Here is a 13103-nt window from a genome sequence, read left to right as displayed (position 1 = left end):
AAAAACTCGCTTACTATAAAATAAGCGAGTCCCAATCTTTTCCCTTTACTTAGTTGTTACATATCTTTTCGAGTCTGCAACAATGTTTTGTAAAAATTCTTCGTTTGTCTTCGTTTGACGAAGCTTACGTAAGAAACTTTCAACAAAGTCTGGTGTATCACGCATTGTTTTACGAATGCCCCATAACTTGTCTAAATGCTCTTTTGGAATTAATAGATCTTCTTTACGTGTACCAGAACGACGAATATCAATCGCTGGGAAGATACGACGTTCAGCTAACGAACGATCTAAGTGAAGTTCCATATTTCCAGTTCCTTTAAATTCCTCGTAAATAACATCGTCCATACGAGATCCTGTATCAACAAGGGCTGTTGCTAAAATCGTTAAGCTACCGCCTTCTTCAATATTACGTGCCGCTCCAAAGAAACGCTTCGGTCTATGGAAAGCCGCTGGGTCGATACCACCCGATAATGTTCTACCACTTGGCGGAATAACGAGGTTGTAAGCTCGCGCTAAACGGGTAATACTATCCATTAAAATGATAACATCTTTTTTGTGCTCTACAAGACGCATTGCACGTTCTAACACAAGTTCAGCTACTTTAATATGATTTTCTGGTACTTCATCAAAAGTAGAACTTACAACGTCGCCCTTAACAGAACGTTCAATGTCTGTTACTTCCTCTGGACGCTCATCAATTAAAAGCACAATTAATTCTGCTTCTGGATGATTTGTTGTAACACTGTGTGCAATTTCTTTTAATAGACTTGTTTTACCAGCCTTTGGAGGCGCAACAATTAAACCACGTTGTCCAAATCCAACTGGTGCGATTAAATCCATGATACGTGTCGGTAACTTTTTCGGTTCCGTTTCCAATTTCATTTGGCGATCTGGGTATAATGGTGTTAATGCAGGGAAATGCACACGCTCTTTTGCTGAATCTGGATCATCTCCGTTTACAGCTTCAACTTGTAATAACCCAAAATAGCGTTCATTTTCTTTCGGAGGTCGTACTTTACCAGAAACTTTGTCTCCATTACGTAAATCGAAACGACGAATTTGCGAAGCTGAGATATAAATATCTTCTGAGCTTGGAGAATAGTTGATAGGACGTAGGAATCCAAATCCTTCTGATTGAATAATTTCTAATACGCCTTCCATGAAAAAGAAACCTTCTTTTTCTGCTCGAGCTTTCAAAATAGAAAAGATTAACTCTTTTTTCGTTAACTTGCTATAATACGAAATCTTAAATTCTTTCGCAAGCTCGTATAACTCTTTTAATTTCATGTTTTCTAATGCTGCAATTGACAAATTCATTCAGACACCACACTTTAACGTTATTCTCTTTTTTCATGGGTAAAGGGAAAAAATACGGAAGGCAAATAATTAATAATGAAAGGCAATAAGTTCAAGTAGGGTAATATTCACTATTGTAACCCTTTTATCTAGTTTTAATCAATACGTTGGAACACAAATACAAGAAGCGAAGACAAGAAAATTTGTCTTCGCTTCTTATTTAATTTAGTTCCGGCTCCGATAGTTAAAAAGATCGACCATTTTAACCTTTCTGAACGAGCCGCTTACGCTTTTTACTTAATCCAGTTCCAGCGGCTAGAATCTCCGGTCATTTCACTCTCTCACTCGAAGCAAAGAGCGCTTCAAGGTCGAGAGTTCCAATGTCCTGCGATTCTGAGCGAGCCGCTTCCACCTTTTACTTAATAACCAAGTTCGGTTTTTTATTTAAGCTATGACGACCATCTACAAAGCGAACTGTACCTGATTTTGCACGCATAACAAGAGATTGTGTTGTTCCTACGCTACCTTTAAATTGAACACCACGTAATAGTTCACCATCTGTTACACCTGTTGCTGCAAAGATTGCATCGTCACCTTTTACTAAGTCCTCCATACGAAGGATACGATTAATGTCTTCTATGCCCATTTTTTTACAACGTGCTAATTCAGCTTCGTTTTGTGGCAATAGTTTTCCGTGAATTTCTCCACCTAAACATTTTAAAGCAACTGCTGCTAATACACCTTCAGGTGCTCCACCAGATCCAAATAGAATATCTACACCTGTACGGTCAAACGCTGTATTAATTGCTCCAGCTACATCTCCATCGTTAATTAATTTAATACGAGCACCAGCCTTACGAATTTCTTCGATAATTGCTTGGTGACGTGGACGGTTTAAAACTGTTGCTACAACATCTTCAATGTCTTTATTTTTCGCTTTCGCAACTGCACGTAAGTTATCAATAATAGGCGCATCAATGTCGACTGCCCCAACTGCTTCTGGGCCAACCGCGATTTTATCCATGTACATGTCAGGAGCATGTAACAAATTACCGTGGTCTGCAATTGCAATAACAGCAAGAGCATTCCAGCCACCAGCTGCTACGATGTTTGTCCCTTCTAAAGGATCAACCGCAACGTCTACACGTGGTCCATATCCTGTACCTAATTTCTCTCCGATATATAGCATTGGTGCTTCATCCATCTCACCTTCACCAATTACGACTGTACCTTTCATCGGAATTGTATCAAATACATCACGCATAGCTGATGTTGCTGCACCGTCTGCCTCATCCTTTTTCCCGCGCCCCATCCAACGCGCTGATGATAATGCTGCAGCCTCTGTTACACGTACTAACTCCATAGATAAACTTCTTTCCACAATAATCCCTCTCCTTTAAGTCTTTATATTTCTGCCGTATTTTGTGAACCGTGTTTTTCTATAAAGTGTACTTCCGCAAGTAGTGATGCTTCGCTTCCCCCTTACGGAAGTATCACTTATGCGTTCTTCATCTCTTCAATTTCTTGTTTTGTCATTTGTTCTCGCCAAATGTTTGCTCCAAGCCCTTTAAGCTTGTCCACTATATTCTCATAACCTCGATCAATATGCTCAAGTCCTGTTACTTCTGTAATTCCATCTGCCATTAACCCTGCAATAACAAGTGCTGCTCCCGCTCGTAAATCACTCGCCTTCACTTTTGCACCTTGCAGTAACACAGGACCAGTTACAATTGCCGAACGACCTTCTACTTTAATTTGAGCATTCATACGACGTAATTCATCAATGTGTTTGAAACGGGCACCGTAAATTGTATCTGTTACAACTCCCGTCCCGTGCGCCTTTGTTAAAAGCGTCGTAAACGGCTGTTGTAAATCTGTTGGAAAACCTGGATATACAAGCGTTTTGATATCAACTACTTTTAACTTTCTATTACCGTTCACTGTAATTTGATCATCATTCGTTTCAACTTGAACACCAGCTTCTCTTAGCTTAGCAGTAACTGATTCTAAATGCTGAGGAATAACGTTATCAACCGTTACTTCTCCTCCTGATGCAGCTCCTAGAATCATATACGTACCAGCTTCAATACGATCTGGGATGATAGTATGGTGACAACCATGTAAAGAGTCCACACCATCTATTCGGATTACATCTGTACCAGCACCTTTAATACGTGCTCCCATGCTTGTTAACAATGTAGCTACATCAATAATCTCGGGCTCTTTCGCTGCATTTTCAATAACAGTTCTACCTTTTGCTCGTACAGCTGCTAGCATAATATTAATCGTAGCCCCCACACTAACAACATCTAAATAAATACGTGCTCCATGTAGTTCATCTGCTCTTAAATAGATGGCACCTTGTTCATTTGTAACATGTGCACCTAGCGCTTCAAACCCTTTAATATGCTGATCAATCGGCCTCGGTCCTAAGTGACATCCACCCGGAAGCCCAATAACAGCTTTTTTAAAACGGCCAAGCATCGCACCCATTAAATAATAAGAAGCGCGCAATTTTTTCACTTTTCCATTTGGCAAAGGCATTGCAACCATGTTAGAAGGATCGACTACCATCTCTTCCTCCTGTCCATAAGTTACTTTCCCTCCAATTTCCTCTAGTAAGTCGCCTAACATTTTCACGTCCGAAATATTAGGGACACCACCAATAGTTACTGGAGTATCTGCTAAAATTGTCGCTGGAATTAATGCAACGGCACTGTTCTTTGCACCGCTTACTCGAATTGTTCCATTTAAAGCTCTTCCGCCTTCAATTAGCAATTTTTCCATATTGAGCTCCCTTCTTGTGAATGTATTTACTTTCTATCTTTTCATAGAAAGCTCCCCTTAAGAATCTCAATTACTGTTTCCATCCCAAAACTCAATAAATAGGAAACCATTATCTCCATTTCTCCTGTAGCTCGAATAGATAAAGATCAACTATTCATCGAATTCACTTTATCAATTTAGATACGTTATCACATTTATTAATAGGACTATGCACATTATTTTCTATTTAAAAACCAAAAATGATAAAATCTTTCGACTTGTTCACGCTTTCATTATACAACGAAAGGAAACCGTCTAAAAGACTAGACGGTTTCCAAAACGGAATTTTATTCTTACGCTTTACCGTTAGAACCGAACTCACGCATTTTACCAGCAACAGTTGCTTTAATAGCGTCGCGGCCAGGTCCAATAAATTTACGAGGATCGTAAACTTCTTGGTCTTTGTTTAATACTTCACGAACAGCTTTTGTAAACTCGATTTGGTTCTCAGTGTTTACGTTGATTTTTGAAGTACCTAAAGAGATAGCTTTTACGATATCAGCAGTTGGGATACCAGTACCACCGTGTAATACTAAAGGTACGCCAGTGAAGTCACGAACTTGTTCCATTTCAGCGAATCCTAAGTTAGGCTCACCTTTGTAAGGACCGTGTACAGAACCTAAAGCTGGAGCTAGGCAATCGATACCTGTTGCTTCAACAAGGTGCTTACACTCTGCTGGGTCAGCGTAAATTACGCCTTCAGCGATTACGTCGTCTTCTTGTCCGCCAACTGTTCCAAGCTCAGCTTCAACAGATACGTTACGAGCGTGTGCGTATTCTACTACTTGTTTAGTAGTTTCAACGTTTTCTTCGAATGGGTGGTGAGAAGCGTCAATCATTACAGATGTGAAACCTGCATCGATTGCTTCTTTACATTTTTCGAAGCTTGAACCATGGTCAAGGTGAATCGCTACAGGAACAGTGATGTTCATTTCTTCGATTAAAGCTTTAACCATAGCTACAACTGTTTTGAAACCAGTCATATGACGAGCTGCACCCTCAGATACACCTAGGATTACAGGAGATTTTTCTTCTTCCGCAGCAGCTAAGATAGCTTGAGTCCACTCTAAGTTGTTCATGTTGAATTGACCAACTGCGTATTTTCCTTCTAGTGCTTTGTTTAGCATTTCTTTCATAGAAACTAAAGGCATGGTGAATCCTCCTAAAAAACGTTTTTTGTATCCGATAAGTTCTTATCGCTGGTAGTATGACCAGAATAAGGTAAAATATGTATATCTACATACCGGACTTTTTTCTACACTCAATAGGATAACAACTTGTACTCAAAAACTCAACCGTATTCACCTGCACAATAGTCCATGTAAACGCTTTTTTCCATATTTTTTATAAAAAATTCATTTTTACGCCTCTACAGCGAGCTCATTTCTCACAGCTTGACGAATTTCATCAATATCAAATGGTTTAGCAAAATGCATTAAAGCTCCTAAATCTTTTGCTTCTTGGATCATATCAAGCTCTCCATAAGCAGTCATTAAAATGACTTTAATACTCTCATCAATTTCTTTTACATGCTTTAAAATCTCTATACCATCCATGCCTGGAATTTTCATATCTAACACTACTAAATCTGGATTATCTTTTTTCACGATATCTAAAGCTTGAAATCCATTCGCTGCTTGGAATGTCTGATAACCTTCTTTTTGGAACACTTCATGTAATAACACACGAATCCCATATTGATCATCAACAATTAAAATTTTACCTTCCATAATTCCCAACCTTTCTGTGTAAGTACAAGATTTAAAGCTTCTTATATCTTAACGATTTATTTTCGCTATTCTTTGGCAAATTCCTTCCTATTCTTTCTTATTTTACCGTTTCCTATTTTGTTATGCTACCCTACGATTTCACCTTTCTAAAAAAATAAACTATAATGAAAGCCGGCAAACACGTACGAAGGGAGTAACATTATGTTAAAAATTTTTTCTACTCAATTAAGTGGTTATTTCTCCAGAGTTTCTCAAAAAGAGGAAATGAATATAGAAGATAGTGCTCGTTTACTTGCTCAAGCACTAGTTAGCGATGGTTTCATTTATTTATATGGTACAAATGAAATGGAGGGCGTTGTTGCCGAAGCACTATTCGGTGCTGAACCAATGAAGCAAGCAAAACGCTTATTTGAAAATGGTAAAGAAGCAGAAGTAACCTCTGCGGATCGTGTACTTCTTATTAGCCGTTTTTCAACAGATGAAGCGGTTGTAGAAATTGCAAAAAAACTACAAGAAGAGGGACACTCTATTGTCGGCATTTCTGCTCTTCAAGAAGGTACGGAATCACTGGAACAATATACAGACGTACATATTGATACAAAACTGTTAAAAGGTCTTATTCCAGACGATGAAGGTAATCGCTACGGGTTCCCAAGCTTAATAGTAGCTTTATTTGCTTATCACGGAATCAAATTTACAATCGATGAAATGTTAAACGAATATTAAAAAAAGCGCCGTCACTTTAAAGTGGCGGCGCTTTTTTTATTACTTGCTCTCTTTATTCGTAATAGAAGCTCTTACGAAGTCATGGAACAATGGTTGTGGACGGTTTGGACGAGAAACAAGTTCTGGGTGGAACTGTGCTGCCACGAACCAAGGGTGGTCTTTTAATTCAATGATTTCAACTAGACGGCCGTCTGGGCTTGTACCAGAGAATACGAATCCTTCTTTTTCCATATCCGGACGGAACTGGTTGTTGAACTCATAACGATGACGATGACGCTCATATACAACCGGCTCATTATAAGCATTGTAAGCATTTGTTTCTTCAGCAAGCTTACATGGGTATAGACCAAGACGAAGTGTACCACCTAAGTCCTCTACATCTTTTTGTTCTGGTAATAAGTCAATGATTGCATATGGCGTATCAGGATTGATTTCAGAAGAGTTAGCACCTTCTAAACCTAATACATTACGTGCGAATTCGATTGATGCAAGTTGCATACCTAAGCAAATTCCTAAGAATGGAACTTTGTTTTCACGAGCATATTGAATCGCAACGATTTTACCTTCTACACCACGATCGCCGAAGCCACCTGGTACAAGGATACCATCTGTATCGCCAACTAATTCTTTTACGTTTTCTGCTGTTACGTGCTCAGCATTTACCCATTTTACTTCTACATCTGTGTCGAATGAGTAACCAGCATGACGAAGTGCTTCTACAACAGAAATATATGCATCTTGAAGTTCTACATATTTACCAACAAGAGCGATTTTTGTTTTCTTAGAAAGGTTACGTACTTTGTTAACTAGCGCAGTCCACTCTGTCATATCTGCAGCTGGATTGTCTAATTTTAAGTGATCACAAACGATTTGGTCCATGTTTTGTTCTTGAAGAGATAATGGAACCGCATATAAAGTATCTGCATCGCGAGCTTCGATAACTGCTTTTGTATCGATGTCACAGAATAATGCAAGCTTGTCTTTCATATCTTGAGAAACAGGAAGTTCTGTACGAACAACGATAATGTTTGGTTGAATACCTAAGCTACGAAGTTCTTTAACGCTATGTTGCGTTGGTTTTGTTTTCATTTCACCCGCTGCTTTTAAGTACGGGATTAACGTACAGTGAATGTACATTACATTGTCACGACCGATGTCGCTCTTAATTTGACGGATTGCTTCTAAGAATGGTAGAGACTCGATATCACCAACAGTTCCACCGATTTCTGTAATAACAACATCCGCATTTGTTTCACGGCCAGAACGATATACGCGCTCTTTAATTTCGTTAGTAATGTGAGGAATAACTTGAACTGTTCCTCCTAGATATTCACCGCGACGCTCTTTTTGAAGAACTGAAGAGTAAATTTTACCTGTTGTTACGTTGCTGTATTTGTTTAAGTTAATGTCAATAAAACGCTCATAGTGACCAAGGTCTAAGTCAGTTTCTGCGCCATCATCTGTTACGAATACCTCACCGTGTTGGTATGGGCTCATAGTCCCTGGGTCTACGTTAATGTATGGATCAAACTTTTGAATCGTTACATTTAAACCACGATTTTTTAAAAGTCTTCCAAGAGATGCTGCTGTAATACCTTTCCCTAAAGACGATACTACACCGCCTGTTACAAAAATATACTTAGTCATGAAAAAGCTCCCTTCTATTTTGCTGTTATATAATCACCGTTGCAAAGCGCAACGTATGTAGATAACACTGTATCCATCTTATTGTTAGACTCTTTTTATTTTCTAAACAAAAAACAAAAAAGAAAATTGCTCCCCTCATCACATAAAGTAACAAGTAGGGAGCAATTTTCTTTTATATTTACACTTTAAAAGTATTATCGTCCTTTTTTAAAGAGCCCAAAAATGATTCTACATGGACGATAATGAAAAGTCAAGAACTACAGTTCTTCCTCTTCTTCTTCTTCTTCAGTTTCATCATACTCAAGTTCTTCTTCAGCGAAGTCGTCGTCTTCATCCTCTTCTAAATCATCAAGATCGTCGTCATCTCCGTCTTCATCTTCAAGAACCTTGTCCAAATCTTCTACATCATCTTCTTCGTCTACATTTCCGTCTGCATCGTCAAAGTCATCTTCATCTTCTTCAATGTAGTCGTCAAAACCGTCTTCTTCAACTTTACGTTTCTTCTTCGGTTTTGGCTGCGGTAAGATTTCTTCATCAATTTGCTCATATGGGTACCAGCTGCGTAGTCCCCAACGATTTTCTCCTAAATTAATGAAACGTCCATCGATGTTTAAGTCTGTATAAAATTGTGCGAGTTTCGCATTAACTTGCTCTTGAGATAGTCCCAGCACTTGAGCGATTTCTTGAACCAACTCGTTGAATGTCGTTGCTTGTCTTTTATCCCCTAAAACGCTATGTACAACTTCAATCATTGAACATTCTTTTAGCTCTTCTGGTGAATATTGCTTAAAATTCACTTATGCGGCACTTCCTTTCATCAAATATAACCTTATATATAACGGTCTGCCTAAAAAAATCCATACTATTCATTATAAACAAAAGTCGCACAAATATGCTACAAAAAAAACGGGAAACTTTTATATGGTAATAAAATTAATAATTTGTCTGTTCCTTATTTCGGAAGCATATGGGCACCTTGCAACACATACCTAATTTGCATTTCTGTATATTCTTCGAGCGTATACAGTTTTTGCAGTGCCCAACGTCTAAACCCCCACATTTGTCCTTGTATAAAAATATTATGTGCAAGAAGCTGTATTTCTTTTTTATTTAATATAAATGTTCCATTTTCCGTACACTGTTCTAAAATATCCTCAAACATTCCTACCATTTGAAACTCTTTTTCTAATACATATGGGAGAGATTCTTTCGGTAAAAAACGTACTTCTTGATACATAATTAATACTTCTTCTTGTAATTCGTCCATCACTTTAAAGTAATTCGTTATCGCTACCTTTAAACTTTCTATACTCCCTTTTTCTGTACATACTACTTCCTCTAATCGTTCTTTTACATGTTCATATATACTATCACAAACTAAATACAAAACATCATCTTTTGTACGAATGTACTCATAAAGTGTCCCTATACTAAATCCAGCCGCTTTTGCAATCTCTCTCGTTGTTGTACGCGGAAATCCTTTTTGTTTAAACAGTTGCACCGCACCTTTAATCATTTGTTCACGTCTTAACGCAACTAATTTTTCATCTTTCACCGATGCATGTACATTATGTTTAACCATTCCCTTCACCTCTCTCTATTATTTTTTGGAAGGAAAAAGCGTAGGAGAATACCTACGCTTTCGTTCCTACTTCGTTAACATACGAGAAATTACAAGCCTCTGAATCTCTTGTGTTCCTTCATATATTTGTGTAATCTTCGCATCTCGCATATAACGCTCTACTGGATAATCTTTCGTATAACCGTAACCACCAAATACTTGCACCGCTTCAGTCGTCACCTTCATCGCTGTATCCCCTGCAAATACTTTTGACATCGCTGATTCTTTTCCATACGGAAGCCCTTCTGATTCAAGCCAAGCCGCTTGATATGTCAAAAGGCGTGCCGCTTCTACATCTGTTGCCATATCCGCAAGTTTAAAGCCAATCCCTTGCTGCGCCGCAATTGGTTTTCCAAATTGATGGCGCTCCCTTGCATATTCTACAGAAGCATCTAAAGCCCCTTGTGCAATACCAACAGCTTGCGCCGCAATACCGTTACGACCTCCATCTAATGTTTGCATCGCAACTTTAAATCCTTGCCCCTCTTCTCCAAGTAGATTCTCTACCGGAATACGGCAATCTTCAAACATAATTTCAGTCGTTGGTGAAGAGCGAATCCCTAGCTTGCTCTCCTTCTTCCCAACTGAAAATCCCGGTGTATCACTTTCTACAATAAATGCACTCGTACCGCGCTGCTTCGATTCAGGATCAGTTAGCGCAAAAACAACATAAATATCAGCAATACCGCCATTTGTAATGAAAATTTTTGATCCATTTAAAATATAATGGTCGCCATCTCTCTTTGCGATTGTCTTCATTCCACCAGCATCCGATCCAGATGCTGGCTCCGTTAAGCCGTATGCACCAATTTTCTTCCCTTCAGCCATCGGTCGTAAAAACTTTTGCTTTTGTTCTTCTGTCCCAAATTTAAAAATTGGCCATCCTGCAAGTGAAGTATGCGCAGATAGTGTTACACCTGTTGAAGCACAAACTCGAGATAATTCTTCAATCGCAATTACGTACGCTAAGTAATCGCTTCCAATTCCGCCGTACTCTTCAGGCCATGGAATACCGGTTAAACCAAGCTCTGCCATTTGATCAAATAACTCTCGATCAAATCGCTCTTCCTCATCACGCTCAGCTGCTGTTGGTGCTACTTCATTTTTAGCAAAATCTCGAACCATTTTTCTTATCATTTCATGTTCTTCTGATAGTTTAAAATGCATCTCCGTCTCCCCCTCGCCCTTTTATAAAGCACGGCTAATAACAAGTTTCTGTATTTCACTTGTTCCTTCATATATTTGCGTGATTTTCGCATCACGGAAAAATCGTTCTACTGGATATTCTTTCGTATAACCGTAACCACCAAATACTTGCACCGCCTCAATCGCGACTTCAACCGCTGTCTTAGAAGCAAATAATTTCGCAATAGATGCTTCTTTACCGCATGGTAATCCTTGTGCCCTAAGAGACGCCGCTCTATATACGAGTAACCTTGCTGCTTCGACACTTGTTGCCATATCTGCAAGCTTGAAGCCAATCCCTTGCTGCGCCGCAATTGGTTTCCCAAATTGTTCTCGTTCTTTTGCATAATCAATCGCACATGCAAGCGCCGCTTCAGCAATTCCTAACGCCTGTGCACCGATTCCAATTCGCCCAACATCTAAATTCGCCATCGCCACCTTGAATCCTTGTCCTTCTTCCCCAAGTAAATTCTCCGCTGGCACTTTCATATCTTCAAAAGTAAGTTGTACTGTACGAGAACCGAGGAGCCCCATCTTATGTTCATCTTTTCCGATGATTAAACCAGGTGTATCTTTCTCTACTATAAATGCAGAAATACCACTTTTCCCTGCCTCTGGATTTGTAGAAGCGAATACAATGTATGTACTTGCTTCACCACCATTTGTAATAAACACTTTCGATCCATTAATAATATAATGATCGCCTTTTTTGACAGCTCTTGATTTCAAACTCCCTGCATCTGATCCTGCATTTGGCTCTGTTAAAGCAAATGCGCCTAAATATTCCCCGGTTGCAAGTTTAGAAACATATTTTTTCTTCTGTTCTTCTGTTCCGAAATATAAAATCGGATTCATTCCAACTGACGTATGTACAGCTAAAATTACCCCAACTGTTGCACTTACCTTTGAGATTTCCTCAATTGCTAGAATATAAGAAATAAAATCCATTTCTGCCCCGCCGTATTTTGCAGGTGCTGGAATACCCATTAATCCAAGATCACCCATCTTTTGCAAAATCTCTTTCGGGAACACCCCTTGTTCCATACTAGGAACAAAGGGAGCTATTTCCTTCTGTGCAAAATCCCGAACCATTTTCCTCATCATTTGCTGCTCTTCATTAAAACGAAAGTTCATATATTCCGCCTCCATTTGCTATATATCCTTTTAACAATTTGGTAAGACCACTATTTTGTAACAAAAGGGGCATTTATTCGTAAACGTAGAATCCACGACCTGTTTTACGCCCTAACCATCCTGCATTCACATACTTACGTAATAACGGACATGGGCGATATTTACTATCTCCTAATCCTTCATGCAACACTTCCATAATGTATAAACACGTATCTAAACCGATAAAATCAGCGAGCGTCAAAGGCCCCATCGGATGGTTCATACCAAGCTTCATTACCTCATCAATTGCTTCTTTCGTCGCTACACCTTCATATAACGTATAAATTGCTTCGTTAATCATCGGTAGCAAAATGCGGTTTGATACAAAACCTGGGAAATCATTTACTTCAACTGGTACTTTCCCAATTTTTTTCGTAATATCTTCAATTGCTTCATATACTGCATCATCTGTAGCCAAACCACGAATAATCTCAACAAGCTTCATAACTGGAACTGGATTCATAAAGTGCATGCCGATTACTTTTTCCGGACGCTTCGTTACCGCTGCAATTTCTGTAATTGGCAGAGATGACGTATTTGTCGCTAAAATTGCGTGTTCTGGAGCAATTTCATCTAGATTCGCAAAGATTTTCTTTTTAATATCCATTTTCTCAACAGCTGCTTCAATAATAAGATCCGCTTCTTTCACACAATCTAAATCAAGCGTTACTGTAAGACGATTTAATGTCGCTTCCTTCTCTTCTTCCTTCATGCGTCCTTTTTCTACTTGGCGCGCTAAGTTTTTCGTAATGATAGCCAATCCTCTATCTAATTGCTCTTGTTTTAAATCTTGTACCTTCACGTCATACCCTGCCATTGCACATACTTGTGCAATTCCTGATCCCATTTGCCCTGCACCAATTACAACAATGTTTTGTACACCCATTTTTTCTTCCCCC

General features: G+C 38.9%; 12 protein-coding genes. 1 reads left to right on the top strand and 11 read right to left on the bottom strand.

The window, feature by feature from the left end; all coding sequences use genetic code 11:
- Nucleotides 1-45: 45 nt before the first annotated feature.
- From rho to spo0F, 5 genes are all read right to left on the bottom strand, one after another.
- A complete protein-coding gene (gene rho / locus CQ064_RS16260; RefSeq protein ID WP_001053903.1) occupies nucleotides 46-1317 on the bottom strand; it encodes a transcription termination factor Rho in 1272 nt (423 codons plus the stop codon).
- 394 nt (nucleotides 1318-1711) lie between these two features.
- The gene (gene glpX / locus CQ064_RS16255) at nucleotides 1712-2677 is read right to left on the bottom strand and encodes a class II fructose-bisphosphatase (protein WP_000442336.1); all 966 of its coding nucleotides are present in this window, start codon (nucleotides 2675-2677) and stop codon (nucleotides 1712-1714) included.
- 116 nt (nucleotides 2678-2793) lie between these two features.
- The gene (gene murA / locus CQ064_RS16250) at nucleotides 2794-4083 is read right to left on the bottom strand and encodes a UDP-N-acetylglucosamine 1-carboxyvinyltransferase (RefSeq protein ID WP_000413248.1); all 1290 of its coding nucleotides are present in this window, start codon (nucleotides 4081-4083) and stop codon (nucleotides 2794-2796) included.
- 332 nt (nucleotides 4084-4415) lie between these two features.
- Nucleotides 4416-5273, bottom strand: coding sequence for a class II fructose-bisphosphate aldolase (locus CQ064_RS16245; protein ID WP_001131856.1), 858 nt, complete (start codon nucleotides 5271-5273; stop codon nucleotides 4416-4418).
- Between the two features lie 210 nt (nucleotides 5274-5483).
- Complete coding sequence (spo0F, locus tag CQ064_RS16240; RefSeq protein ID WP_000398594.1) at nucleotides 5484-5852, bottom strand: sporulation initiation phosphotransferase Spo0F; 369 nt, start codon at nucleotides 5850-5852, stop codon at nucleotides 5484-5486.
- A gap of 201 nt (nucleotides 5853-6053) precedes the next feature.
- Between spo0F and CQ064_RS16235 the strand changes: the two genes are divergently transcribed.
- A complete protein-coding gene (locus CQ064_RS16235) occupies nucleotides 6054-6578 on the top strand; it encodes a DUF2529 domain-containing protein (protein ID WP_000912431.1) in 525 nt (174 codons plus the stop codon).
- A gap of 39 nt (nucleotides 6579-6617) precedes the next feature.
- Here CQ064_RS16235 and pyrG read toward each other — a convergent pair whose 3' ends face one another.
- The 6 genes from pyrG to CQ064_RS16205 all read right to left on the bottom strand — a co-directional run bounded on the left by pyrG (nucleotide 6618) and on the right by CQ064_RS16205 (nucleotide 13090).
- The gene (pyrG, locus tag CQ064_RS16230) at nucleotides 6618-8225 is read right to left on the bottom strand and encodes a CTP synthase (RefSeq protein WP_000170447.1); all 1608 of its coding nucleotides are present in this window, start codon (nucleotides 8223-8225) and stop codon (nucleotides 6618-6620) included.
- 257 nt (nucleotides 8226-8482) lie between these two features.
- Nucleotides 8483-9022, bottom strand: a complete 540-nt coding sequence (gene rpoE / locus CQ064_RS16225; RefSeq protein WP_001009776.1) for a DNA-directed RNA polymerase subunit delta — start codon at nucleotides 9020-9022, stop codon at nucleotides 8483-8485.
- A 155-nt stretch (nucleotides 9023-9177) separates the two neighbouring features.
- Nucleotides 9178-9807, bottom strand: coding sequence for a TetR/AcrR family transcriptional regulator (locus CQ064_RS16220; protein WP_000238601.1), 630 nt, complete (start codon nucleotides 9805-9807; stop codon nucleotides 9178-9180).
- A 66-nt stretch (nucleotides 9808-9873) separates the two neighbouring features.
- Nucleotides 9874-11013, bottom strand: a complete 1140-nt coding sequence (gene acdA / locus CQ064_RS16215) for an acyl-CoA dehydrogenase AcdA (RefSeq protein WP_000545539.1) — start codon at nucleotides 11011-11013, stop codon at nucleotides 9874-9876.
- A gap of 21 nt (nucleotides 11014-11034) precedes the next feature.
- Entirely contained in the window at nucleotides 11035-12165 is a 1131-nt protein-coding gene (locus CQ064_RS16210) for an acyl-CoA dehydrogenase (protein ID WP_001011166.1), read from the bottom strand.
- Nucleotides 12166-12238: 73 nt separating this feature from the next.
- Nucleotides 12239-13090 (bottom strand): 3-hydroxybutyryl-CoA dehydrogenase, encoded by an 852-nt coding sequence (locus tag CQ064_RS16205; protein ID WP_000538874.1) that lies wholly within the window; start codon nucleotides 13088-13090, stop codon nucleotides 12239-12241.
- Between the last annotated feature and the right edge of the window lie 13 nt (nucleotides 13091-13103).

The organism is Bacillus sp. MYb78 (genome assembly GCF_002975115.1).
In the GTDB taxonomy this organism is placed as follows: Bacteria; Bacillota; Bacilli; order Bacillales; family Bacillaceae_G; genus Bacillus_A; species Bacillus_A cereus.
Note: the sequence above shows the minus strand (reverse complement) of the source record. Positions and strands in the feature narration are given on the sequence as shown.